The organism is Alitibacter langaaensis DSM 22999, from assembly GCF_003096995.1.
GTDB classification, from domain to species: domain Bacteria; phylum Pseudomonadota; class Gammaproteobacteria; order Enterobacterales; family Pasteurellaceae; genus Exercitatus; species Exercitatus langaaensis.
This window is the reverse complement of sequence record NZ_QENU01000004.1, coordinates 75,701-100,438: the sequence shown is the minus strand read 5'-3', so window position 1 is coordinate 100,438 and position 24,738 is coordinate 75,701. Positions and strand designations below refer to the sequence as shown.

General features: G+C 41.1%; 20 protein-coding genes and 1 tRNA gene. 11 read left to right on the top strand and 10 right to left on the bottom strand.

Annotated elements, in window-relative coordinates; genetic code table 11:
* Positions 1 to 11 precede the first annotated feature (11 nt).
* The 4 genes from yccS to C8D76_RS04420 form a co-directional block, all read right to left on the bottom strand.
* Positions 12 to 2,138, bottom strand: coding sequence for a YccS family putative transporter (gene yccS / locus C8D76_RS04435; RefSeq protein WP_116631597.1), 2,127 nt, complete (start codon positions 2,136 to 2,138; stop codon positions 12 to 14).
* Positions 2,131 to 2,586 (bottom strand): YccF domain-containing protein, encoded by a 456-nt coding sequence (locus tag C8D76_RS04430; RefSeq protein WP_116631596.1) that lies wholly within the window; start codon positions 2,584 to 2,586, stop codon positions 2,131 to 2,133. Before C8D76_RS04430 ends, yccS begins: the two co-directional genes overlap by 8 nt.
* 19 nt (positions 2,587 to 2,605) lie before the next feature.
* On the bottom strand, positions 2,606 to 3,064 hold the full coding sequence (locus C8D76_RS04425; RefSeq protein ID WP_116631595.1) for a methylglyoxal synthase: 459 nt from the start codon (positions 3,062 to 3,064) through the stop codon (positions 2,606 to 2,608).
* Positions 3,065 to 3,125: 61 nt separating this feature from the next.
* On the bottom strand, positions 3,126 to 3,791 hold the full coding sequence (locus C8D76_RS04420; protein WP_116631594.1) for a curli polymerization inhibitor CsgI-related protein: 666 nt from the start codon (positions 3,789 to 3,791) through the stop codon (positions 3,126 to 3,128).
* Positions 3,792 to 3,958: 167 nt separating this feature from the next.
* Between C8D76_RS04420 and C8D76_RS04415 the strand changes: the two genes are divergently transcribed.
* Complete coding sequence (locus tag C8D76_RS04415) at positions 3,959 to 4,234, top strand: acylphosphatase (RefSeq protein WP_341476710.1); 276 nt, start codon at positions 3,959 to 3,961, stop codon at positions 4,232 to 4,234.
* Positions 4,235 to 4,314: 80 nt separating this feature from the next.
* Here C8D76_RS04415 and C8D76_RS04410 read toward each other — a convergent pair whose 3' ends face one another.
* Positions 4,315 to 4,644 (bottom strand): TusE/DsrC/DsvC family sulfur relay protein, encoded by a 330-nt coding sequence (locus C8D76_RS04410; protein ID WP_116631592.1) that lies wholly within the window; start codon positions 4,642 to 4,644, stop codon positions 4,315 to 4,317.
* 57 nt (positions 4,645 to 4,701) lie between these two features.
* On the bottom strand, positions 4,702 to 5,373 hold the full coding sequence (locus tag C8D76_RS04405; RefSeq protein ID WP_116631591.1) for a Bax inhibitor-1 family protein: 672 nt from the start codon (positions 5,371 to 5,373) through the stop codon (positions 4,702 to 4,704).
* A 193-nt stretch (positions 5,374 to 5,566) separates the two neighbouring features.
* Here C8D76_RS04405 and C8D76_RS04400 point away from each other — a divergent pair.
* Positions 5,567 to 5,656 (top strand) — tRNA-Ser (locus tag C8D76_RS04400).
* 192 nt (positions 5,657 to 5,848) lie between these two features.
* Here C8D76_RS04400 and trhP read toward each other — a convergent pair.
* Entirely contained in the window at positions 5,849 to 7,219 is a 1,371-nt protein-coding gene (gene trhP, locus C8D76_RS04395) for a prephenate-dependent tRNA uridine(34) hydroxylase TrhP (protein WP_116631590.1), read from the bottom strand.
* A gap of 198 nt (positions 7,220 to 7,417) precedes the next feature.
* Here trhP and metF point away from each other — a divergent pair, with 198 nt between their 5' ends.
* Complete coding sequence (gene metF, locus C8D76_RS04390) at positions 7,418 to 8,299, top strand: methylenetetrahydrofolate reductase (protein ID WP_116631589.1); 882 nt, start codon at positions 7,418 to 7,420, stop codon at positions 8,297 to 8,299.
* 197 nt (positions 8,300 to 8,496) lie between these two features.
* Here the strand turns inward: metF and ydiJ are convergent, their stop codons facing one another.
* Positions 8,497 to 11,589 (bottom strand): D-2-hydroxyglutarate dehydrogenase YdiJ, encoded by a 3,093-nt coding sequence (gene ydiJ / locus C8D76_RS04385; RefSeq protein WP_116631588.1) that lies wholly within the window; start codon positions 11,587 to 11,589, stop codon positions 8,497 to 8,499.
* Positions 11,590 to 12,083: 494 nt separating this feature from the next.
* Here ydiJ and ompA point away from each other — a divergent pair, with 494 nt between their 5' ends.
* From ompA to grxD, 5 genes are all read left to right on the top strand, one after another.
* Positions 12,084 to 13,148: a porin OmpA gene (ompA, locus tag C8D76_RS04380; protein ID WP_116631587.1), complete on the top strand. Its 1,065-nt coding sequence runs from the start codon at positions 12,084 to 12,086 to the stop codon at positions 13,146 to 13,148.
* A gap of 219 nt (positions 13,149 to 13,367) precedes the next feature.
* A complete protein-coding gene (locus tag C8D76_RS04375) occupies positions 13,368 to 13,949 on the top strand; it encodes a LemA family protein (RefSeq protein WP_116631586.1) in 582 nt (193 codons plus the stop codon).
* Positions 13,950 to 14,035: 86 nt separating this feature from the next.
* Entirely contained in the window at positions 14,036 to 14,476 is a 441-nt protein-coding gene (locus C8D76_RS04370) for a TPM domain-containing protein (RefSeq protein WP_116631585.1), read from the top strand.
* Positions 14,469 to 15,260 (top strand): TPM domain-containing protein, encoded by a 792-nt coding sequence (locus tag C8D76_RS04365; protein ID WP_116631584.1) that lies wholly within the window; start codon positions 14,469 to 14,471, stop codon positions 15,258 to 15,260. Before C8D76_RS04370 ends, C8D76_RS04365 begins: the two co-directional genes overlap by 8 nt.
* A gap of 97 nt (positions 15,261 to 15,357) precedes the next feature.
* Entirely contained in the window at positions 15,358 to 15,690 is a 333-nt protein-coding gene (grxD, locus tag C8D76_RS04360) for a Grx4 family monothiol glutaredoxin (protein WP_116631583.1), read from the top strand.
* 308 nt (positions 15,691 to 15,998) lie between these two features.
* Here grxD and rluC read toward each other — a convergent pair whose 3' ends face one another.
* Entirely contained in the window at positions 15,999 to 16,982 is a 984-nt protein-coding gene (gene rluC, locus C8D76_RS04355; protein ID WP_116631582.1) for a 23S rRNA pseudouridine(955/2504/2580) synthase RluC, read from the bottom strand.
* A 402-nt stretch (positions 16,983 to 17,384) separates the two neighbouring features.
* On the opposite strand from rluC, the gene rne reads away from it, so the two are divergent.
* The gene (rne, locus tag C8D76_RS04350) at positions 17,385 to 20,255 is read left to right on the top strand and encodes a ribonuclease E (RefSeq protein ID WP_116631581.1); all 2,871 of its coding nucleotides are present in this window, start codon (positions 17,385 to 17,387) and stop codon (positions 20,253 to 20,255) included.
* Between the two features lie 225 nt (positions 20,256 to 20,480).
* Here rne and apbC read toward each other — a convergent pair whose 3' ends face one another.
* Entirely contained in the window at positions 20,481 to 21,593 is a 1,113-nt protein-coding gene (gene apbC / locus C8D76_RS04345) for an iron-sulfur cluster carrier protein ApbC (RefSeq protein WP_116631580.1), read from the bottom strand.
* A 155-nt stretch (positions 21,594 to 21,748) separates the two neighbouring features.
* Between apbC and metG the strand changes: the two genes are divergently transcribed.
* Positions 21,749 to 23,806: a methionine--tRNA ligase gene (gene metG, locus C8D76_RS04340; RefSeq protein ID WP_116631579.1), complete on the top strand. Its 2,058-nt coding sequence runs from the start codon at positions 21,749 to 21,751 to the stop codon at positions 23,804 to 23,806.
* A gap of 89 nt (positions 23,807 to 23,895) precedes the next feature.
* Positions 23,896 to 24,699, top strand: a complete 804-nt coding sequence (gene nagB, locus C8D76_RS04335; protein ID WP_116631578.1) for a glucosamine-6-phosphate deaminase — start codon at positions 23,896 to 23,898, stop codon at positions 24,697 to 24,699.
* Positions 24,700 to 24,738 lie beyond the last annotated feature (39 nt).

Sequence of the window (24,738 nt, the reverse complement as noted above, 5' to 3'; positions counted from 1 at the left end):
TCGCCCTTTTGTTATCGTAAAAGATGATGTAGTGACGGCAACAGCTGGCTAATCATCGTGAGTTGTTGCAACGGGATGGCAAAGTGCGGTCGATTTTCGCCATCATTTATTTCGGTGTAATTTTTTAGGCGCATTTCAATTTGCTGATATTGCTGATTAAATTTCTCGCTATCAATATGATCAATTTGTTCAAGCAATTCAATCAACATTTTCGCAATGGGATAAAATTCGCTTAAAAATGCCGTATCTTGTTTTAATTCTGTCATTGTATGGCGATAACTCCCCAACGCAGAAATATAGCCTAATAATGTGCTGTTTAATTGCACCAATTCAAACCCTTTCATTAAATAAGCGGCATATTTTTTCGGCTCGCTGTTCATGGTGGAAATGGTATTGTTTAACGCCGTCGCACTTTCATGGGCATGGCGACGCGCAATGCGATATTGTAAATCATCGCCTTTGCCAAATTGCAAATGGCTGATGATGTGTAGCAGATATTTTCCATCAGCAAGAATGGCTTGGTGGGTCACTTTGTCTAATTGCAAATATTTCCAATCTGGTGTGATGAACGATACCGCAAGCCAAGCCAATGCAGCACCAATGAGCGTATCAATAAATCTTGGCAGCGTTGCATCATAAATGTTAAAGCCCATAATATCGAAACTGGCTAAAACTTGAATGGTAATGAAAAAAGTGGAATAGCTGTAATTGTTACTGCGGAAAAAATAAAATAACGTACTGCTGATGACCACAATAGCCAGCTTGGCTTCTAGCGTGGATGCCATATAAGGCAAAAATGAGCCGACTAATACACCGAGCAAGGTGCCAATAATTCGTTGTTTTAACCGCACTTTTGTGGCGGAATAGTTGGGTTGACAGACAAAAATAGCTGTGAGCAAAATCCAATAGCCACGCTCGAGTTGTAAATGAAAAATTTCGACTAATGCACAGCAAACAAAAACGACAATTGACAGGCGTATTGCGTGGCGGAATAGCTGAGAGTTTAAGGTGAAATGGCTAGCGATTCGCGTTGCAATATTGCTTAAACCACTAATATTTTCCGTATAAATCTGCGCGTGTTCATGCCGTTCTTCACGATGTTGTGATTGTTCTAAGTGATGTAATTGCCAGTCAATGCTTTGCAAATTCTCTAATAAAGTGCGGATCGCTTGCACCGCATTTTCCTGCTGACTCCCTTGATTTGCATGCGCATATAATTCAAAGGATTGCGCAATGCCTTGCACGGTGCGCTCTAAACGTTTGTTATATTGATAATTTTGGTTCTGGCGCAATGCGTTGGCAATATCACGACAGGCTTGCGCTTCTAGCTCTAATAAACGCTGCATTCGGAAAATCAAATCGGAATTTTTAAGCTGAGCGGCTAAATTTTCATAATTCACATGGCTAGAATTTGCTCGTTCATGAATATCTTGAGCGGCAAAGTAAAAGCGCAACATTTTATTGGTGTGGGAATGGCGATGTTGCCCCCGCATACGGTTAAAGAGTGCGTGACGACTGTCATTAAACGCCGCAGTCAGTGCATTATTTTTCATTGCCAATTCAATCCGTTTTCGTTCAAGGGATTCAATATCATCAGGATCGAAAAAATCGGATTTGGCTTCTAAATAGTCCGCCAACGCTAAAAAGGAACGGACAATACTTTCTTGTACAGGGCGGTTGGGGAAGAGTAAATGAATGATAACGGCGATAATGCCATATAGCAGGGTGCCGCACAAAATCATCACAGGATTGATATACCATAATGTTTCGGGCAAATATGTGAGCGTGGTATAAAGGGCGACCACTAATGTGCCAAAAGCAATGGTGCTATAACGTTGCCCTACTGCGCCGAGTATGGTGAATACAAATGTCATCACCGTCATGGCAAGAATAAAGAAAATGCCTTGATTGATAAGCATTTGTGCGCAGAGTGAAGAGATAGAAAAGGCAATTAAGGTATAAAAAATATTGCGTAAACGGCCACTTAAACGATCATCTAAATCCACTAAGCCACCCGCAATAATGCCTAATACCAATGGCATACTCCATTGAGAAATATCAAGCTTCCAAACCAATAATGCCGCAATGTTTACGGCAATGAAAATAGGTAAACTACCGAGTATTTTAGCGTTAACCATTGCGTTTAAACTCAAATTCTTTTTCTGCGGCATATTGATATGCCAGTTTCGCCATTTCTTTTGATACCACCCGTTGGCCAACAGGAAATAATGAAATTTTGGCCAATTTAAAATGCATTAATCCTGTTGGAATGCCAATAATACTGGCACATTGAATAATCCCTACAAAAATATGGGCAAGGCATAGCCACCATCCTAAAAGGACAAACCAGATCACATTTAACACCGAACCTAGGGTATTTTGCACCGCACTTTTCGGCTCGAGTAATTTAATATGAACAATATCATGACCGAATGGCACTAATGACATTTTGGTGATTTCCCAGCAGCTACGAGAATAGGGGAGTGTGATGATTAACAGTGCGCTGACTATTGTGGCGATTAACCAACCGAAAGCCACAGCAAATCCACCAAGAACGAAATTTAAAATGTTAAGAATTAATGCCATAATTTTCCTTAAAGTGCGGTTATTTTAGACGCTGTTTTAAATAGCTTTCATAATCAGGAATATGAATGTCGATGGGCTGATTAAACGCCGATGATGAAATCAAAAAATCAGCAGTGGCAGCATTCAATGCCACAGGAATGTTCCACACCGTGGCAATTCGCATTAGCGCCTTTACATCAGGATCATGAGGCGCAGCATTCATTGGATCCCAAAAGAAAATCATCATATCCATTTTGAGTTCCGCAATCATACCACCCAGCTGCTGATCGCCGCCCATTGGACCACTCAGCAAAGTATGAACATTCAGCCCCATTTCTTGATGAATCAGATTTCCTGTGGTGCCCGTGCCATATAATTCATGCTGAGCCAATAAAGTGCGGTGTGTTTTCACCCAATTTATGAGCGCTCGTTTGCGGTGATCATGGGCGACTAACGCAATGCGTTTACAGGATTGTAGTGTGCGAGTTGTGGTTTCCATTGTCAGTTCCAATAAAGAAAAAGTGAGCTAGGCTCACTTCTTCGAATGATATTCACGGTGATTATTTTTGTTTTTTCACCCAGTTTAAGAAACGTTGTTGAGTTTCTTTATCTGCTTGTTGATACCAATATTGTAACATTTGTTCTGCTGCATTTTCGCCTTGAACAGTTACTTTGCCTTTCTGAACTTTACCATTTGAACCAACAGTTGCAACGGTAGCTGGCATTGTGGCAGTGGCAAAACTTGCGACCGCAGCTGGCGCGCCAGATGAATTATAATCAGAAAGATTTTCTACTAAATTAACATTTGGCAAGAAACCTTCTTGTTTCAAATATTCTTGTTTTGTTGGAATTTCTACACCTGAAGCGGTTTTTACGGTGATTTTAGGATTTGCTTTGAAGTTTTCTACATCACGCTCATTAGATAATCTTTCTGCAGAAATTTGAATATCTTCGTTTGAGCCTTGGAATGTCACCACGATTGGATCACTTTCAAATAAAGTGCGGTCAGAACCTGAACGAACAATTTCACCAACACGAACAACGACTTGGTGAGTATTGGTATCATTAATATTGAAAGAGCGTGTTTCTTTTAATAAAGATTTACTTGCTTTTTGACCATTAATAGCTAAAAAATCAATATTTGATGAACTAGTAACGACGCCTGCGAAACTGGCAGTGCTTGCTAATAATGTTGCAGCTGTGATGGCAGCTAAACGAAATTTCATAGTGACTCCTTTTAAGGATAGATAAAACTAAATAAAACGTTCACTAGAGATTATTGATGAAAAGTTTCTCTAAACAACGTTAGCTTGTATGCTATGCTAATTTGGTTAAAATTAAAATAGTTAGTACTAAAAAATTTACCATTTTCTGAAATAGATCAAAGAAAAATATGATGAAAAAACGACAATTTACCATTTATGGTCGCGTGCAAGGCGTAGGATTCCGTTTTTATACCGCCCAGTTTGCGCGTAAATTATTACTATGCGGCAGCGTAAAAAATCTTTCTGATGGTTCAGTATTAGTCATTGCACAAGGGGTTACAGAACAAATCGACAGCTTGCGCCAATGGTTGCAACAAGGGCCGCCAACGGCGAAAGTGGAACGAGTCATTGAACAGGATTATCTTGGCGAACGCCATTTTAGTGAGTTTAGTATTGAACGTTAGCCCGCAAGTTAGCGTATAAATTAGCCATAAAGTGCGGTCAAAATTTTGTGATTTTTGAACGCACTTGGGCGTTCTAAAGGTTAAAGACATTTGGCAGGTTTAGGCAAACCCGCTAATTTGGTTGCTTGTTTGGCGGGGCCATCGGGAAATAAACGTTGTAAATAGCGACTGTTCCCTTTGTCCGCCCCCAGTTTTTCTGCCATCGCTTTCACCAACATACGAATCGCAGGCGAAGTATTGTATTCTTGATAAAAATCGCGAACAAAATAAATCACTTCCCAATGGGCATCAGTTAATTGCAGATTTTCTTTTTCCGCAATCGCACGGGCAACGTCTTCATTCCATTGCTGGTTATGCATTAAATATCCGGCAGAATCTGTTTCAATTTGAATATTATTTACCGTTAACATATTACTCTCACTAGAACAAAAACGCCCCAAACTGGGGCGTCATTGATTGGGGTTTAATTAGTCATCGCGACTAAAAATGGTTAATAAGTTTAGCAAACTAATGAATAAGTTATAAATTGAAACAAATAAGCTCACTGTTGCGCGGATGTAGTTGGTTTCGCCCCCGTGAACGATATTGCTTGTTTCAAATAAAATCGCCGCACTTGAGAACACAACGAATAAGGCACTCATCGCCACATGCAATGCAGGCATTTTTAGGAAGATGTTTGCGATCATACCCACTAATAACACGATGAATAATGTAAATAACATTCCAGAAAGGAATGACATATCCTTTTTCGTGGTTAATACATAAGCGGAACAAGCGAAGAACACTGCAGCAGTGCCGCCTAACGCTAATACAACTAAATCACTTAAGCCTGCGCCTACATACATATTAAGGATAGGTCCAACGGTGTAACCTAGGAAACCTGTGAAAGCAAACGCTGCAAGAATCCCCGCACCGCTGTTAGCAAGGCTATTGGTTAAGAAAAGTAAACCATAAAAGCCCACTAAAGTCACAATAATGCCAGGGCGTGGCAAACCAAGTGACATTGAAATATACGCCACAACGGCTGAAAAAGTGAGTGTCAACGCTAATAAGAAATAAGTATTGCGTAACACTTTATGTGTTTGAAGTAATGATGTTGATTGCTCACGTGAATCGAAAACAATACGAGATTGTTGCATAGTTTCTCCTTAAATAAGAATGAATACAAACTTTTGTTAAATTAAAGTTAAATGTTTAAAAAGTCAAAAGATTTTTTGTGTTTATGGGCGCATTTTGTTCAATGTGTGTAAATAATCATCGCCTGATAAAAATTTATAAAATTTTAGTTTACCTTTTGAGAAAACTATATTATATTTCACCGCAATTAACTGCGGAAGAATGGCAGAGCGGTTGAATGCACCGGTCTTGAAAACCGGCGTGGGTGCGAGCCCACCCTGAGTTCGAATCTCAGTTCTTCCGCCATCTTATTCTAAGAAAGTCGTAATAGTAATATTGCGGCTTTTTTGCTTTTTTCAAGTGCGGTCAAAATTTGAAAAGTTTTAGTGAAGAAATAAAGTGCTGATATCGATAGTAAAAAATTATTCAATTTTGACCGCACTTTTCTGTGTTTTTATATAAAAGAAAAGCCCCGAAATAAGGGCTTTAATCTATCGGTTATTTTTGGTGAGGATTGCGTGTATTGGTGCCGTTTAAGTTGCGCATTAATAACGCGTAGTCCAATTCCACATCTTCAGGCACGTCTAAATAGACCAAGTGTCCATCACCAAGCCCAGCTTCCACCATTTCATTTTTGCGATTAAGCATACGATTGATGGTAAACACAATATTGCCTTTTGGGGTCATCATTTCTACTTCATCACCAAGTAGGAATTTATTTTTTACCGCCACTTCCGCTAAGCCTAATTCATTGCGTTTGCCTGTAAACTCGCCGACAAATTGCTGACGATCTGAGATTGAATAGCCATAATCGTAATTTTGATATTCATCGTGATTGTGACGGCGCAAGAAACCCTCGGTATAACCACGGTGAGCAAGGCTTTCTAAGGTGCCTAATAAACTTTCATCAAAGGGTTTTCCTGCGGCTGCATCATCAATGGCTTTACGGTACACCTGTGCAGTTCGCGCGCAATAATAGAAAGATTTTGTACGCCCTTCAATTTTTAAGGAATGCACGCCCATTTGGGTTAAGCGTTCCACATGTTGAACGGCACGCAGATCTTTTGAATTCATAAAATAGGTGCCGTGTTCATCTTCAAAGGCTGTCATTTGTTCATCTGGACGATGGGGTTCAGTATATAAAAAGACTTTATCTGTGGCTTCGCCCTCGCCTAATGTTGGCGCCACGTTTTTTACTTCAATTTCAGGCGTGTATTTCGGCACGATGTTGCCTACATCATCGGTTGTGCCTTCTTGCACATTATATTCCCAACGGCAAGCGTTCGTGCAGGTGCCTTGGTTTGAATCGCGTTTGTTGATGTAGCCCGAAAGCAAGCAGCGTCCAGAATATGCCATACATAACGCGCCGTGAACGAAAATTTCGATTTCAATATCTGGCACTTGTTCGCGAATTTCGGCGATTTCTTCCAACGATAATTCCCGCGATAAAATCACACGCGTTAATCCCATTTGTTTCCAGAATTTAACCGTTGCCCAGTTCACTGCATTGGCTTGCACGGACAAGTGAATTGCCACATCGGGGAAGTGTTCTCGAACCAACATGATTAATCCCGGATCGGACATAATCAAGGCATCGGGCTGCATATCCACGATCACTTGCAGATCTTTAATAAAGGTTTTGAGCTTGGAATTATGCGGCGCGATATTGACAACCACATATAGTTTTTTGCCGAGGCTGTGTGCTTCATCAATGGCGATTTTAAGATTCGCATGATTAAATTCATTATTACGCACACGCAAGCTATAACGCGGTTGTCCCGCATAAACCGCGTCAGCGCCATAGGCAAAGGCGTAACGCATATTTTTCAGAGTGCCCGCAGGCGAGAGAAGTTCAGGTTTGAAAGTCATCATTTTTCCGTAGTCTGAGTTCAAGTCAGTAGCTTACCCAAGGCAAGCCGTTTTAAAGTAGGGCATTTTAGCACAAAGTGCGGTCAAAATTAGAAAAGTTTTACTATGAATTAGATTCAGTTTAAAAGTGAATTTTTTGAAATTGACGCATAAATGATGCCAATTTACTATGTTCAAAAGCGCAAATTGGAGGAACTTATGAGCTACGCAAAAGAAATTGATACGCTGAATCAACATATCGCTGACTTAAATGGTAACATTAATGTGTCTTTTGAATTTTTTCCGCCGAAAACTGAAAAAATGGAAGAAACCCTGTGGGCATCGATCCATCGCTTAAAAGTGCTAAAACCCAAATTTGTTTCTGTCACCTATGGGGCGAATTCGGGCGAACGTGATCGCACTCATAACGTGGTAAAAAGCATTAAACAGGAAACTGGATTAGAAGCAGCGCCCCATTTAACGGGCATTGATGCCACGCCCGAGCAATTGCGCCAAATTGCCCAAGATTATTGGGATAGCGGCATTCGCCGTATTGTGGCATTGCGGGGCGATGTACCAGCCAATTATCAGCGCGAGCTATTTTATGCATCGGATTTAATTGAGTTGCTGCGCGATGTGGCGCCCTTTGATATTTCGGTGGCGGCGTATCCCGAAATTCACCCAGAGGCGAAATCCGCGCAAGCTGATCTCATCAACTTAAAACGCAAAGTAGATGCGGGCGCAAATCATGTGATTACTCAGTTCTTTTTTGATGTAGAGAGTTATTTGCGATTCCGCGATCGCTGTGCGTCCATTGGTATTGATGCAGAAATTGTCCCGGGGATTTTGCCCGTCACCAATTTTAAGCAATTACAAAAAATGTCAGCGGTGACCAATGTGAAAATTCCTAGCTGGATGAACAAAATGTATGAAGGGTTAGATAATGATCCCACTACGCGAAATTTAGTGGCGGCGAGTATTGCTACGGATATGGTGCGTGTGCTTTCTCGAGAAGGGGTGAACGATTTCCATTTTTACACCTTAAATCGTAGCGAATTGACTTACACTATTTGCCACATTCTTGGGGCGCGTCCCGCATAAAATTTTGCAAAAATTGACCGCACTTTTCTTTATTTCTTTCCTCTATATAAAGGATAAGATTTTAGGGCAAAGGAAAATGTGTGATGAATGAGTAATAAAGGTTGTAAAAAGGCGGCAAAAGATTATAACGGTGGGTTTGATGCCCGCCTGTTTTTTTGGATATTTCCAAGCGGGCATCATTTTACGAATACTGGCAATTAATATGACGAAAATAATGTCAATAATGCCTGAACGGGGTGTTTCGGCTTGAATTGCGCAAAACGATTTACTTGACTGCGGCAAGAATAACCCGTGGCAAGACAGCGTTCGGCGGCTTTGCCTTTAAGTTTTTCGCCCCAAGATTGATCATAAATATCGCGAGAGATCTGCTGATTTTGCACTTCATGCCCGAATACGCCAGCCATACCGCAGCAGCCAACATTTTCAATTTGCAGGTTTTCGCCGAATGTAGCAAAAATCTGCTGCCAGTCTTTCGGGCTTGTTGGCATAAAGGTCGCTTCCGTGCAGTGCGGGAATAAATACCAGGCTTCTGGCGCAGAAGTGCGGTCAGAAATTTGCAAGTTTTTGACCGCACTTTGCAAGCGTTCAGATTTCAGTTCAGCTTTCAACCATTCGTGGGCGGTGAGCACGTGGAAATCCCCACGATCTGTGCCCAACACTTCTTTATATTCATCACGATAGGACAAGACAATCGCAGGATCTACGCCCACGAGCGGCACGCCTAGTTTAGCGACACGGTTTAACATTTCAGCTTGGTTTTTGGCGGTTCTTGTAAATTGTTTGAGAAAGCCTTTAATATGCTGTGCTTTACCGTTCGGTCGGAAAGGCAACAAAATGGCTTGATAGCCCAATTTTTCCGCGAGCGCCACAAAATCACGAACGACTTTCGCATCGTAATAAGATGTCCAAGGATCTTGCACCACCAAAATTAAGTTGGCTTTTTCACTGGCAGACAGTTTTTCTAGTGCTTCCAAAGATTTACCTTGATAGCCCAATTCCACTAATTGGCTTTGTAAATTCGGTTGGGAAAGCAAAGGCAAATCAGTCATTCCCAGCGTTTTTTCCGCCGCCGTTTGGACTGCTTTCATTTTTGTGAAAAAGTTGAACACTTTTGGCGCTTTTGCCAGATAAGGTGCGACAAGTTCTAAATTCGCCACGGCATAATCTTTGGCTGGGCGCAAATAGCGTTGGTGATAAAAATAGAAAAATTTAGAACGGAAATTTGCCACATCAATTTTAATCGGGCACTGGCTTGCACAGGCTTTACAAGCTAAACAGCTGTCCATTGCCGCTTTGACTTCGTGGCTAAAATCATATTCTGTTTTTCGTTTAAACTGATTTTTAATTTTTTGAATAAATTCGCTAAGCTTGATTTCAGAATGGCGAAAATCGAGTTCATTCGGTTGGACATTTTCATTTGCCATCAGTTTTAACCACTCACGCACCATCGCTGCGCGTCCTTTCGGCGAATATAAGCGATTGCGTGTAACCTTCATTGACGGGCACATGGTGCTGTGCACATCAAAATTAAAGCATAAGCCATTGCCGTTACAATTCATCGCGCCGCGAAATTCTTCACGAAGTTGAATCGGAATTTGGCGATCGTGATCGGCTCGCATAGGCGACAGCAAGCCATAAAGCTCATCATCGCAGTTGAGTGGCGTACAGATTTTACCCGGGTTAAGGCGATTTTCAGGGTCGAATAAGAATTTCATATAGCGCAATTCTTGCCATAATTCAGGGGTGAAAAATTTCTCGCCATAATAAGAACGAATGCCTTTGCCATGCTCGCCCCAAATGAGTCCACCGTATTTGTGGGTGAGTTCCGCTACCTTATCAGAGATTTCTTTGAATAATTGCACTTGAGAGCGATCTGTTAAATCCAACGCAGGGCGAACGTGCAACACCCCCGCATCCACATGGCCGAACATTCCATATTGAAGATTGTGCGAGTCAAGAAGCGCGCGGAATTCTAAAATATAGTCCGCTAAATTTTCTGGTGGCACGCAGGTATCTTCCACAAAGGCGATGGGTTTTGCCCAGCCTTTGGCATTACCCAATAATCCCACCGCTTTTTTACGCATAGCATAAATGCGCTCAATGCTGGCTAAATCTTGGGTGACTTGATAACCAATAATATTGTCTTCGCCTTTCGCCATTTTCTCATCTAGCTGCGCGCAAAGTGCAGTGACTAAATCTTGAATTTTATGCTGATCATTACCTGCATATTCCACAATATTTAATCCGAGAATGGGGTTTTCTTCTGTTTTTGTGAGCAGATCTTGCACCGAATGCCAAATAATGTCTTCTTTTGCCAAGCCTAGGACTTTGCTGTCCACGGTTTCCACAGAAAGCGCATTGGCTTTTACCATAAATGGCGCGTTACGCAATGCCGCATTAAATGAGCTGTATTTCACATTAATCAAGGTGCGGAATTGGGGAATGGGCGTGAGATCCAGCACGGCTTCACAAATAAAGGCAAGAGAACCTTCTGAACCCGTTAAAATTCGGCTGAGATTAAATTCGGTTTCTTCTTGATTAAATACATTTTTGAGATCGTATCCTGTCAAAAAACGATTGAGCTGGGGTAAATCACGAATAATAGTTTGACGCTTTTCTTTCGTGCGAGTAAAAATTTCTTGGTGTATTTGACGACCAAGTGCGGTCAAATTTGGCGGTAAATTTTCAGCAAAATTGCTCGTGTTAATAGCGCGTGTTTCTAATATCTCACCGTTGACGAGCACGGCTTTTAATGCCAGCACGTGATCAGAGGTTTTGCCATATTGTAATGAACCTTGACCAGAGGCATCTGTGTTAATCATGCCGCCGAGAGTCGCGCGGTTGCTGGTGGAAAGTTCTGGCGCAAAAAATAGACCATAGGGTTTTAAATATTGATTTAATTGATCCTTCACCACGCCTGCTTGCACCCGCACCCAACGCTGTTCCACGTTCAGTTCTAAAATGCCAGTCATATGGCGCGATAGATCGACTATTATCGTGTCGTTAAGCGCTTGTCCATTCGTGCCCGTTCCGCCACCTCGAGGGGTAAACTTGAGTAAACGATATTTTTGTTGTTGCCCTAGCTTAGTGATGCGCACAACATCCGCAACGGATTTAGGAAATAAAATGGCTTGTGGCAACATTTGATAAACGCTGTTATCCGTCGCAAGGCTTAAGCGATCCGCATAATTGGAGGCAATATCCCCTTCAAAGGCTTGCTGTTGCAAATCTTGCAGATATTCAGTAACTAATGGATTGAGTTGAGGAACATTTTTTAGACGAGGTAACATAATGTTGTGCTCTTATATTTATAGGAATAAGTGAAATTAGCTTGATTTTAGCATAGAAAAGTACAGAAAAAAGGGTGTTTAAGGTGAACAAATGGGAAAGTGCGGTCAAAATTTAATAGTTTTTAACTGTTGGTTATATAAAAATATCAAAAATAGATTAAAAAATAACCTAAAGAATATAGAATTGAATAAAAAGTAATCAAAAGAACTAGAAAAATTTGATTTCCTATATTTATGTTAGATAATACGCACACTTTTGAAACGTTCTTTCTTACAGCAAGTTTGAAGGAAATGAATTTGTCAAAAGGATACAGGGCAAATTCAGTACCCTTAAGAAGATGTATGCTTAGTTCTTGTTTGCATGAAAAAGTTCACTTTTTTAGCAAAAAGATTTAAGATATATATGGCACAAGAAATTGTGTTTGTACTTCAGCTATATCAGCTGATACAAAATTTTTTAATTAAGATGACTAAATTTTAAGAGGATCATCACAATGAAAAAAACAGCAATCGCATTAGCTATCGCTGGTTTAGCAGCAACAACAGTTGCGCAAGCAGCTCCACAAGAAAACACATTCTACGCGGGTGCTCGTGTAGGTTGGTCAGCAATGCACAACGGTGTTAAACGTGTAGCAGCGCAAGAAGATGTAGGTTTTAACCGTAATTCTGTAACTTACGGCGTATTTGGCGGTTACCAAATCTTAAACCAAAATAACTTTGGTTTAGCAGCAGAAGCAGGTTATGATTTCTTCGGTAAAAACAAAACTCGCGAAGCTGGTGAAGGTACAGGTTACCACTCAGCACACGGTTTTAGCTTAGCATTAAAACCTAGCTATGAAGTTTATCAAGATTTAGACGTTTACGGTAAAGTAGGTGTTGGTATCGTTCGTAACATGTATAAAGCAGGTAAAGGCGACGATGCAGAAAAATTCAACAAAACTAAAGCATCTTTAATTTTAGGTGCAGGTGTTGAATACGCAATTTTACCAGAATTAGCGGCACGCGTTGAATACCAATGGTTAAGCAAAGCGGGTAACTTAGATAGCGCTTTAGACAAAGCTGGCTACTCTGATACTAACTACAACTACAGCCCAGATATTCACTCTGTAACTGCAGGTATTTCTTACCGTTTCGGTCAAGGCGCAGCAGTTGTAGCACCTGAAGTTGTAAACAAAACTTTCACTTTAAACAGTGATGTAACTTTCGCATTCGGTAAATCAACATTAAAACCTGAAGCTTCTACAGCATTAGACGGTATCTACGGCGAAATCGCCCAAGTATCTAACCCAGCAGTAGCAGTTAATGGTTATGCAGACCGTATCGGTAAAGATGCATCTAACTTAAAACTTTCACAACGTCGTGCAGAAACAGTAGCTAACTACTTAGTTTCTAAAGGTGTTAACTCTAACGCAATCACAGCAACTGGTTACGGTGAAGCAAACCCAGTAACTGGCAACACTTGTGATGCAGTTAAAGGTCGTAAAGCATTAATCGCTTGCTTAGCACCAGACCGTCGCGTTGAAGTTCAAGTTCAAGGCAACAAGCAAGCTACTATGTAATTTAACTATCTAAGCAATTAGATAAATAAATTCAAGGAAGACCCAGGCAGTAATGTTTGGGTCTTTTGTTAGCATCAATTAAAGGTTAAGTGGAAATTGCTTTGTTATCCACTGTAACTAGAAAATGAATTTTATTAGCGTGAGATAACAGCTCATTTATTTCCATCATGATAACGAGGGGGAATAATGAAGTTATTTTATGCATAAAGGAACTTTGTAATGAAAAAATGGCTTATTGCGGTGATTATCGCAGTTATTGTTGGTTTTACATTAATGTCAAGTTACAACGGCTTAGTAAAATCAGAAGAAGAAATTGATTCGGTTTGGGCAAATGTAGAATCTCAATATCAACGTCGTGCAGATATGATCCCAAATTTAGTGAATACGGTAAAAGGTCAAGCTAATTTTGAGAAAGAAACGTTAACAGGTGTGATTGAAGCTCGTGCTAAAGCGACACAAGTCAAAATTGATCCAGCTAATATGACTGAACAACAATTAGCACAATTCCAACAAAATCAAGATTCAGTGGGTTCAGCCTTATCACGTTTATTAGTTTCAGTGGAAAAATATCCTGAATTAAAAGCGCATGAAGGTTTTATGAATTTACAACAGCAATTAGAAGGTACGGAAAATCGTATTAATAAAGCTCGTAATGACTTTAATAATGCTGCGAAAACTTATAATTCTTATGTTCGTACATTCCCAACTAAATTTGCTGCAATGATTTTCGGTTTTAAAGAAAAACCTTATTTCAAATCAGTATCAGGTGCTGAGAATGCACCAACAGTAAGTTTTGAATAATGCCCGTTTAATGTCATAAGGTGCGTTTGACGCACCTTTCTTTTAGGACTTATTACAAAATAAACCACCCGAATAAGTGAGAAATTATGCCCCTATTTTCTGCTAAAATTCCTTTTGAGAAAAGCCATATTGAGCAAGCTATTGTTGCACTTGAGCAGCAAACTTCTGCGGAATTACGTGTTTATATTGAGCCACATTTACAAAATGCGCCGATTTTAAACCGCACTTTGCAGGTTTTTGATGAGTTAGGCATGCAGCAAACGCAAGCGCGTAATGCCGTATTAATTTATATTGCCTATAAAGATCATCAATCTGCCATTATTGGTGATGAAGGCATACACCAATTTGTGGGTGATGACTTTTGGCAACAAGCGCATCAAGTGATGGTGGCACAATTTAAACAAGGCAAACATACGGATGCTGTGGTTCTTGCAATTCAAATGATCGGCAAAGAATTGGCAAAATATTTTCCAATTCAACCTGATGACGTGAATGAATTGCCAAATGAGGTGATTATTAATGGTTAAATGGTTGAAAAGTGCGGTAGTTTTATTCACTGTTTTTATGTCTAGTGTTACATTCGCGGATGATTTTCCGCCTGTGCCTAGCCCATTTCGTTATGTGAATGACTACACGCACACCCTTTCTTCTCAAGAAGTGCAATATTTAGAGAATAAATTGCGTCAATACAGCAGCGAAACGAGTTCGCAGATCGCGGTGGTTATGCTGGGTTCAGTAGGGCAATATGACATTTCTGATTATGCTTTCCAGCTTGGAGACAAGTGGGGGATTGGACGTAAAAAATTAGATAACGGTGTACTGTTATTGGTTGCAAAAGATAATCGCAAAGTCTTTATCGCAACGGGGCGAGGGTTGGAAGGCGCGTTGCCCGATGCCTTGCTTTCACAGATTATTCGTAAAGTCATTTTGCCTAATTTCCGCTCGGGCAATTATGCTCAAGGCATTAATCAAGCATTAGATAATATTATTGCCGCCAGTCAAAACGAATATGCCGCATTGCCAACAGATGCGAATGAAACGGCGATTGATGATTATATCCCATTCATCATAATCTGCCTGTTTATCTTATTTGTGCTATTTGGCGAGCTGAGTTGGCGCCGTTCGGCTTATGTGAGCCCAACAAAAAATCACGACCAATTACAAAATGCAGCCATTATTGCGAGTATGATTGCCAACAGTCGCCGTAATCGTTATGGCGGCGGTGGATTTGGTGGCGGTTTCGGCGGCGGGGATAGCGGCGGCTTTGGCGGCGGCGGTTTCGGTGGCGGTGGAGCAGGCGGTAGTTGGTAGCGTTGATAATAGTCAGTAGTAGTTGATTAAATTACTTGGATTAAAACAAAATTCTGCTAAAATGGACCGCACTTTCGAATTTACAAAAGGAAAAACAATGGAAACTTTAGAGAAAATCAAAAAGCAAATTGCTGAAAACCCAATTTTAATTTATATGAAAGGTTCACCAAAATTGCCTTCATGTGGTTTCTCTGCTCGTGCAGTAGAAGCGTTAATTAATTGCCAAGTGCCGTTCGGTTATGTGGATATTTTACAACACGCAGATGTGCGCGCTGAATTGCCTAAATTTGCAAACTGGCCAACATTCCCACAATTATGGGTTGAGGGTGAATTAATCGGTGGTTGCGACATCGTGTTAGAAATGTTCCAATCAGGCGAATTGCAGCCGCTGTTAAAAGAAGTGGCAGAACGTCATTCTGCACAAGCCTAATTGTTAAAAACCGCTAACCTAGATTAGCGGTTTTTTTATGTTCAAAGAGCATCGCGCTTATATGGGATTGATGATTCCTCGCCATATCCATTATAGCCACTATGAAATAGATCCAAAACTTCGGCAAAATTGACCGCACTTTGCCATCATTCAAACAAAAATCATTAAAGTGCGGTGAAAAATTTATTATTTTTTGTATTTATATCTCTCACTTTAGATCATTGAAAATATCAATGCCCATCTAAGAAAATGAAAGAATACAATAATAGACTATGTAGCGATAATAACGCGCGAAGATATTGCTCGTTTTATGATGAAATATTCGCGTTTTGCGCGCGAAGTGCGGTCAAAATTCCTTTCATTTTTTCATCGAGTGGCGCGTTCAGACGTAAGGTTTCCCCAGTTTTTGGGTGTTCAAAACGAATGCTTGCGGCGTGCAGGAATAAACGATTTAAACCTAATGTTTGCATTTGTTGGTTAAAGGTTTTATCGCCGTATTTGTCATCCATCGCAATGGGATGCCCTGCGTGCAGAGTATGCACGCGAATTTGGTGGGTGCGTCCAGTAACAGGCGAGGCTTTCACTAAGGTGGCATTGTGATAACGTTCTTCAATCGAAAAACGGGTTTCTGAGGGCTTTCCTTCAGCGCTTACTTTCACAATACGTTCGCCACTGGCGAGTTCATTTTTCAATAATGGCGCTTGCACCACTTTCACGCGCGATTGCCATTGCCCACGCACCAGCGCAAGATAATCTTTTTGCACTGTTTTGATGCGTAATTGCTCATGCAAATTGCGCAAGGCTGAACGTTTTTTGGCGACTAATAAAATGCCTGATGTATCGCGATCAAGGCGATGCACCAATTCTAAAAAACGTGCGTCGGGGCGTAATGCGCGCAATCCTTCAATCACACCAAATGTTAAGCCGCTGCCGCCGTGCACAGCAATTCCCGAGGGTTTGTTCAATACTAATAAGCAATCATCTTCAAAAATAATCTGATTTTCGAGTTGTGAAACTTTATTTAATTTAGTGGAAACAGGGGCTTGCGCTTTTTCTGAAACACGTACAGGCGGAACGCGAACCACATCGCCTGCTTGTAATTTATATTCGGGTCTGATCCGCCCTTTATTGACGCGCACTTCGCCTTTGCGCACAATGCGGTAAATTAAACTTTTAGGCACCCCTTTTAGCTTGGCTAAGAGATAATTGTCAATACGCTGTCCTGCTTCGTCATCAGAAATTTCGAGCATTTTTACGTTGGCATTGATTATTTTGTCATTCATAAATGTGATTTTTAAGTAAAAATTGGGAGGGATTCTAGCATAGATTTAGCCTAATTTGAATTGGCGAAAATCAGTGAAATGCCTTGCTAAAGCAACCCTTTTCGCCCATAATAGCAAAGATTTTTTGCGAGCCAAAAGTGCGGTCAGAAAATCATTAATTTCGTTAATTTTTGAGTGGATGCAGTTTAGACATAAGACGTTCATTTTTAACGAAAATACGACCAAATTTCCGGCATTATCGTGAATAAGCATAGGCTTTGAGAACGATTTCCAATCAATGCACCCAGCTAGTTGATCGTCGAGATGACGAGCTATAGCGACAAACACGAGGTCGATTGGAATTGAGAACAGCTCAAGTGCGGTTAAATTTGAGATAATTTTAATATAAAAATAACAGAGAATTTTTTACACATGAAAAGAATGTTAATCAATGCAACTCAAAAAGAAGAGTTGCGCGTTGCGCTGGTTGATGGGCAACGCCTATTTGATTTGGATATTGAAAGTCCAGGTCACGAGCAGAAAAAAGCAAACATTTACAAAGGAAGAATTACCCGTGTTGAACAAAGTCTTGAAGCGGCTTTTGTCGATTACGGTGCAGAGCGCCACGGTTTCTTGCCATTAAAAGAAATTGCGCGTGAATATTTTCCAGCTGATTATGTTTATAACGGTCGCCCAAACATCAAAGATGTGATCAAAGAAGGACAAGAAGTAATTGTTCAAGTGAATAAAGAAGAGCGTGGCAATAAAGGTGCGGCGCTAACGACTTTTGTTTCATTAGCAGGCAGTTATTTGGTGATTATGCCAAATAATCCGCGTGCTGGTGGCATTTCTCGCCGCATTGAAGGCGATGAACGCTTGGAATTAAAAGAAGCATTAAGTTCATTAGATGTGCCTGAAGGCGTGGGCTTAATTGTACGAACCGCTGGTGTGGGTAAATCGCCAGAAGAATTGCAATGGGATTTAAAAGTTCTATTACATCATTGGGAAGCGATTAAACAGGTTTCAGAAAGTCGTCCTGCGCCATTCCTTATTCACCAAGAAAGTGATGTGATTGTCCGTGCTATCCGTGATTATTTGCGCCGAGATATTGGCGAAATTTTGGTCGATAGCCCGAAAATCTATGAAAAAGCGAAAGCGCACATTAAACTTGTGCGTCCTGATTTTATTAATCGCATTAAGCTTTATCAAGGCGAAGTACCGCTATTCAGCCATTATCAAATCGAATCGCAAATTGAATCTGCATTCCAACGTGAAGTTCGTTTGCCTTCTGGTGGTTCAATTGTTATTGATGTAACTGAAGCGTTGACAGCCATTGATATTAACTCAGCGCGTTCAACTCGTGGCGGTGATATTGAAGAAACGGCGTTAAATACTAACCTTGAAGCCGCGGATGAGATCGCACGTCAATTACGCTTGCGTGATTTAGGTGGGTTGATCGTTATCGATTTTATTGACATGACCCCAGTGCGCCACCAACGTGAAGTGGAAAACCGCATTCGTGATGCTGTGCGTCAAGATCGTGCGCGCATTCAAATTAGCCGTATTTCACGCTTTGGTTTGTTAGAAATGAGCCGCCAACGTTTAAGCCCGTCTTTAGGGGAAGCGTCAAGCCATGTTTGCCCACGCTGTCAAGGTACGGGTAAAGTGCGTGATAATGAAAGCCTATCACTTTCAATTTTACGTTTAATCGAAGAAGAAGCATTAAAAGAAAATACCAAACAAGTGCAATGTATTGTACCGGTTCAAATTGCCTCTTATTTATTAAATGAAAAACGTAAAGCCATTAGTAGCATTGAAAAACGCCATAATGTGGATGTCGTTGTTGCGCCAAGCGAAGCAATGGAAACTCCGCATTTCAGCGTGTTCCGCTTGCGTGATGGCGAAGATGCCGATGTATTGAGCTATAACTTGGCTAAATTGCATGAAAATAATGATGATTTCAACATTTCTGATGATTCTTGGACAACACGTCCACAGCCAGAAACTGCCGCGGTAAGCGCAGAAACAGTGGCTGAAACGGCTGCGTTATCCATGACGATTTCTGAAGCAGCGCCGGTGATTGAACGTAAAGTCGAAGCAAAACCATCTTTGCTTGCACGTATTGTTGCAGCGATTAAAGGTTTATTTGCGACAGAAGTGAAAGAAGAGATTAAGCCAGCGGCAGGACGTCATTCACGCAATAATCGCCGTAATAATGAGCGCCGCAATAACCGCCGTTCACGCGGTGAGCGCAATAACAAAGGCGCAGATGAAAATTCGCAAGAAAAAACAGAAACTCGACCATCACGCAACCAAAATGATCGCAATCAGCGTCGCAATATGCGTAAAGCTAATTTTGTGGATGAAACTTTAACGGAGAACGTAACTGAAACCGTCGCTGCGGAAAGTAATGTTGATGCGGTGGAAGAACAAAAAGCGCCGACCCGTCAACGTCGCGAACGCCGTGATTTGCGTAAACGTGTGCGTGTGGCGGATGAAGCAGCTAGCACGAATATTGAGCAATCTAATGTGGCACAATTTGATGAGCAACAAACTGAAATCAGTTCTGCGTCAGCAGAAAGTGCGGTCGAATTTAGCCCAGTTTTAGCTTCGGAAGAAATGCCACAAGCTAACCGTCGTGAGCGCAATAATAACAATCGCCGTTCGCCTCGTCATTTGCGTGCTAACAATCAACGCCGTCGCCGTAATGATGTGGTTTCGCCAATGCCATTATTTGCTGCGGTTGCCTCGCCAGAGCTTGCAAGCGGTAAAGTATGGATTGATTTGACGGCTGCGCAAAAAGTGAAAGAAAGCAAATTCTTATCTGTGGATGAATTGCTTGAACAGCAGAGTCAACAAGGTGATGAAGTGGCAGTGAATATGCCAGCCTCTGCAATTGTTGAACCTGTTTCATCAAATGCTCAGCCATTGGGCTTTGTTACTCAACCTGCGAATGAAGCCGTTGAAAAACGTGTGCAAGAATCACTTGAACGTTTGAACGAAGAACAACGTATTCTTGAGCAACAAGCGGAAGAAACCGCTGTGATTGTGGAAAATAATGAGAAAATTGACCGCACTTTTCAACGTACTTATCAATTTGAAGGGCAGTTAGGTACAATTTCAGCGGTGCAACATACTAAAGCTGAAATGACGTTAGCGAAAGCTAGTGATGAAATGAATGCGCTATTTGAAATTGTGGAATGGCACGAAAGCCGTTATTATTTCCATGGAAAAGGTGCTGCGGGTCATCACTCAGCGGTGAGCCATGTGTTTAGCGAGCCAACAAGAGCGGAAGCGCAGTAATTTATTATTCATCTAAAAACAAAGGTCTGACTTCGGTCAGACCTTTTTTATGCTATTTGATAACCTTAAATCAAGCGAATATTGCTATTTTGTTGATTATGGCTATGCCGTTGTTATTTTAATGCAATCGCTATTCTAATAGCGCGGTTACAATGCTGAAACCTAATGCTGAATAGCCTAATGCTGATAAAACCAAATAGCGTGCTTTGCAATGAGTGGTTAAAATTATTTCACTTCGCGGAACATAATTTCAGCGGGGATCACTGAACCTTGCCAATAGAGTTCGCTTGATACTTTTTCGGCTAATTGCAAGTAAGCCTGACGAATTTCTTCATTTGAGTTGGATACAACCGTAGGCAAGCCTTTGTCCAGATCTTCACGCAAGCAAATATGTAATGGCAGTTGACCAAGCACTTTAGTTTGATATTTTTCTGCAATTTTTTGTGCGCCACCTGTGCCGAAAATTGACTCATGATGGCCGCAGTTTGAACAAATATGCATAGACATATTTTCGATAATGCCTAACACGGGAACGGACACACGTTGGAACATCGCAATCCCTTTAATAGCATCTAGCAACGCAATATCTTGCGGCGTAGTGACGACCACAGCCCCAGTGACGGGAATTTGTTGGGATAAGGTTAGCTGAATATCCCCAGTGCCTGGCGGCATATCGATCACTAAATAATCGAGTTCTGTCCAAAGCGTTTCATTTAATAGCTGATTGAGCGCGCTGCTCGCCATTGGTCCACGCCAAATTGTGGCATTATCCGCTTCCATTAAATAACCAATGGAATTGGTTTGTAATCCGTGAGCAACAATCGGCTCAATATGTTGATTATCTGGCGAAGTTGGACGTTGATTTTCTGCGCCTAACATATGTGGGATCGAAGGGCCATAAATATCCGCATCCAATAATCCCACTTTCGCACCTTGTGCTTGCAAAGCCAAAGCTAGATTAACGCTGGTTGTGGATTTACCCACGCCGCCTTTGCCTGAGGTAATCGCAATGATATTTTTCACCCCTTTTACCGCTGGGTGGCTATTGGCACGTTTTAGCGTGGCGATTTGGTAGTTGAGCATCCATTTAATTTCACTCGCTGCTGCAATAGTGAGTAAATTCGGAGAAACTTCCGCTTTTAATTGTTCAAATGCCGTATTCCAAGCAAAGGGCATTTGTAATTCAATGCGTAAGGTTTCCCCACCTTTTTCGATTTTTTTGACCGCACTTAATGCAAGCAAATCCTGTTGTAGGCTAGGGTGTTGGAAGTTTTTGAACACTTGTTCAAGTTGCGTTTGTTGTTCAGCATTCAGATTCGCTGAAAATTGAATTGCCATAATGATTCCTAAATTGTAAAACAGTAGAGTAAAATTCTCGGCTATTTAATCACGAAGCTTATCATCTGTTAAGTAAAATCTGGTTCGGCTGGAAAAAATACCGCAATTCGGGTAAAATTGTGGCTAATTTTCACGAATCATAGAGCAGAAGAAATATGTCAAAACAAAACCGTCAAATCCTTGTTACCTGTGCGTTACCTTATGCCAACGGCCCGATCCATTTAGGGCATATGCTTGAGCATATTCAAGCGGATATTTGGGTGCGTTTTCAACGTATGCGTGGCAATGACATTCACTTTGTTTGTGCAGATGATGCACACGGCACGCCAATTATGTTAAAAGCTGATCAAATGGGCATTAGCCCCGAGCAATTGATCGCCGATGTGCAACAAAGCCATTACGCAGATTTTTGCGGGTTCAACATTAGTTTTGATAATTATCATTCCACACATAGTGAGGAGAATCGCGAATTATCTGAATTAATTTATACAAGATTAAAAGAAAATGGTTTTATAAAAAGCCGCACAATTTCTCAGTTATTCGATCCTGAAAAATCCATGTTTTTGCCAGATCGTTTTGTGAAAGGCACTTGCCCGAAATGTAAAGCGGAAGATCAGTATGGCGATAACTGCGAAGTTTGTTCTGCCACATATAGCCCAACAGAATTAATTAATCCGCGTTCGGCGGTGTCTGGTGCAACGCCTGTGGTGAAAGAAAGTGAACATTTCTTCTTTGATTTGCCGAGTTTTGAAGCAATGTTGAAAGAATGGAATCGTTCAGGCGCATTGCAATCTGAAGTGGCGAACAAAATGCAAGAATGGTTCGACAGTGGTTTACAACAATGGGATATTTCTCGTGATGCGCCTTATTTCGGGTTCAAAATTCCAGGTACCGAAAACAAATATTTCTATGTGTGGTTAGATGCGCCGATTGGCTATATGGCATCTTTTAAAAATCTTTGCAAAAAGTGCGGTCTAAATTTTGAAAGTTTTTGGAACAAAGACAGCCAAGCAGAACTTTACCATTTCATCGGTAAAGATATTATGTATTTCCACAGCCTATTTTGGCCAGCGATGTTGGAAGGCGCGAATTTCCGTAAACCAACGAATATTTTCGTCCACGGTTATGTCACGGTAAATGGCGAGAAAATGTCTAAATCGCGTGGCACCTTTATTCAAGCCGCCACCTATTTAAAACATTTAGATCCAGAGTGTTTACGCTATTATTATGCCGCAAAATTGAGCAGCCGAATTGATGATTTAGACCTCAATTTAGATGACTTTGTGCAGCGTGTTAATACGGATTTAGTGAATAAATTAGTGAATTTGGCATCGCGTAATGCAGGTTTCATTCAAAAACGTTTTGAAGGGAAATTAGCCGATAAATTAGAAGATGAAGCACTATTCAATGAATTTATCGCCCAATCCGATGTGATCGCGGCTTACTATGAAAATCGTGAATTTGGCAAAGCCATCCGTGAAATTATGGCGTTAACCGACAAAGCCAACAAATATGTAGATGACAAAGCACCTTGGGTGATCGCAAAACAAGAAGGGCGTGATGCCGAGTTGCAAGCGGTTTGCTCAATGGGCATCCAGTTATTCCGCGTATTAATGGGCTATTTAAAACCTGTTTTACCAAAATTAGCCGAGCGTTCAGAAGCATTTTTACAAACAGAACTGACTTGGCAAAATTTAAGCCAGCCGTTACTTGCGCATAATATTGCCCCGTTCAAAGCATTGTTTAGCCGAATCGATATGAAACAAATTGAAGCGATGATCGAAGCTTCTAAAGCTGAAAATGCCGCCGTGAATACCGCGACAAAAGCGCAAAAAACAAGCGAAAAATTGACCGCACTTTCTGGCGATTTTGAACCTGTTGAAGCGGAAATTACCATTGATGATTTCGCCAAAATTGATTTGCGGGTGGCAACGGTGTTAAGTTGCGAGGCAGTGCCTGAAAGTAACAAATTATTAAAATTCCAACTTGATCTAGGCTTTGAACAACGCCAAGTGCTTTCAGGGATTAAAGCCGCCTACAATAAACCTGAAGAGCTTGTCGGCCGCCAAGTGATTGTGGTCGCCAACCTTGCTCCACGCAAAATGAAATTCGGCGTTTCAGAAGGCATGATTCTATCTGCTGGCACAGGCGGCGCAGATCTATTCTTGCTTGATGTGGACACCGGCGCCAAAGCTGGCAGCCGAGTGATGTAATCTATCATCTAAATTTATTAATAAGTGACCGCACTTTGATTCTCATCCCAAAAGTGCGGTCAAAATTTCACGAATTTTAGGAGGTTATTATGCGTTTAATTCCATTACAAACTGATGAACAAGTGGCAAAGTGGTCTGCACGCCATATTGTTGATCGTATCAATCAATTTAAACCCACAGAGGAGCGTCCGTTTGTGCTTGGTTTGCCTACGGGGGGGACACCGTTAAAAACCTATAAAGAGTTGATCAAACTCTATCAAGCGGGAGAAGTGAGTTTTAAAAATGTGGTGACATTTAATATGGATGAATATGTGGGCTTGCCGCAAGAACATCCTGAAAGTTATCATAGTTTTATGTATAAAAATTTCTTCAATCATGTTGATATACAAGAAAAAAATATCAATATTTTAAATGGCAATACAGAAGATCATGATGAAGAATGTCGCCGTTATGAAGAAAAGATAAAATCCTACGGTAAAATTAATTTATTTATGGGCGGTGTGGGCAATGATGGACATATTGCATTTAATGAGCCCGCATCTTCTTTGAGTTCTCGCACCCGCATTAAAACGTTGACAACAGATACCTTAATTGCCAATTCACGTTTCTTTAATAACGATGTGAATCAAGTGCCGAAATATGCGTTGACAATTGGTGTGGCGACATTGTTAGATGCAGAAGAGGTGATGATTTTGGCTACAGGGCATCAGAAAGCCTTGGCTGTGCAAGCTGGCGTGGAAAATTCGATTAATCATTTTTGGACTATTTCCGCATTGCAACAACATCGCCATTATATTTTGGTTTGTGATGAGCCAGCCACCCAAGAATTGAAAGTGAAAACGGTAAAATATTTTACTGAATTAGAACGCAGAGCGATTCATTCTGTGGTGTGATGTTTGTAGTGATATAGGGACGCGTAAAGCGTCCTTTTC

What these genes read in the sequence shown, in the direction of transcription:
- apbC (WP_116631580.1), bottom strand. Translation starts at nt 21,593, where the DNA reads ATGGCAATTCAATTTTCAGCGAATCTGAATGCTGAACAACAAACGCAA.
- C8D76_RS04370 (WP_116631585.1), top strand. Translation starts at nt 14,036, where the DNA reads ATGCCCCTATTTTCTGCTAAAATTCCTTTTGAGAAAAGCCATATTGAG.
- C8D76_RS04415 (WP_341476710.1), top strand. Translation starts at nt 3,959, where the DNA reads ATGATGAAAAAACGACAATTTACCATTTATGGTCGCGTGCAAGGCGTA.
- C8D76_RS04410 (WP_116631592.1), bottom strand. Translation starts at nt 4,644, where the DNA reads ATGTTAACGGTAAATAATATTCAAATTGAAACAGATTCTGCCGGATAT.
- ompA (WP_116631587.1), top strand. Translation starts at nt 12,084, where the DNA reads ATGAAAAAAACAGCAATCGCATTAGCTATCGCTGGTTTAGCAGCAACA.
- C8D76_RS04365 (WP_116631584.1), top strand. Translation starts at nt 14,469, where the DNA reads ATGGTTAAATGGTTGAAAAGTGCGGTAGTTTTATTCACTGTTTTTATG.
- yccS (WP_116631597.1), bottom strand. Translation starts at nt 2,138, where the DNA reads ATGGTTAACGCTAAAATACTCGGTAGTTTACCTATTTTCATTGCCGTA.
- C8D76_RS04420 (WP_116631594.1), bottom strand. Translation starts at nt 3,791, where the DNA reads ATGAAATTTCGTTTAGCTGCCATCACAGCTGCAACATTATTAGCAAGC.
- metG (WP_116631579.1), top strand. Translation starts at nt 21,749, where the DNA reads ATGTCAAAACAAAACCGTCAAATCCTTGTTACCTGTGCGTTACCTTAT.
- C8D76_RS04430 (WP_116631596.1), bottom strand. Translation starts at nt 2,586, where the DNA reads ATGGCATTAATTCTTAACATTTTAAATTTCGTTCTTGGTGGATTTGCT.
- nagB (WP_116631578.1), top strand. Translation starts at nt 23,896, where the DNA reads ATGCGTTTAATTCCATTACAAACTGATGAACAAGTGGCAAAGTGGTCT.
- C8D76_RS04375 (WP_116631586.1), top strand. Translation starts at nt 13,368, where the DNA reads ATGAAAAAATGGCTTATTGCGGTGATTATCGCAGTTATTGTTGGTTTT.
- grxD (WP_116631583.1), top strand. Translation starts at nt 15,358, where the DNA reads ATGGAAACTTTAGAGAAAATCAAAAAGCAAATTGCTGAAAACCCAATT.
- ydiJ (WP_116631588.1), bottom strand. Translation starts at nt 11,589, where the DNA reads ATGTTACCTCGTCTAAAAAATGTTCCTCAACTCAATCCATTAGTTACT.
- trhP (WP_116631590.1), bottom strand. Translation starts at nt 7,219, where the DNA reads ATGACTTTCAAACCTGAACTTCTCTCGCCTGCGGGCACTCTGAAAAAT.
- C8D76_RS04405 (WP_116631591.1), bottom strand. Translation starts at nt 5,373, where the DNA reads ATGCAACAATCTCGTATTGTTTTCGATTCACGTGAGCAATCAACATCA.
- metF (WP_116631589.1), top strand. Translation starts at nt 7,418, where the DNA reads ATGAGCTACGCAAAAGAAATTGATACGCTGAATCAACATATCGCTGAC.
- rne (WP_116631581.1), top strand. Translation starts at nt 17,385, where the DNA reads ATGAAAAGAATGTTAATCAATGCAACTCAAAAAGAAGAGTTGCGCGTT.
- C8D76_RS04425 (WP_116631595.1), bottom strand. Translation starts at nt 3,064, where the DNA reads ATGGAAACCACAACTCGCACACTACAATCCTGTAAACGCATTGCGTTA.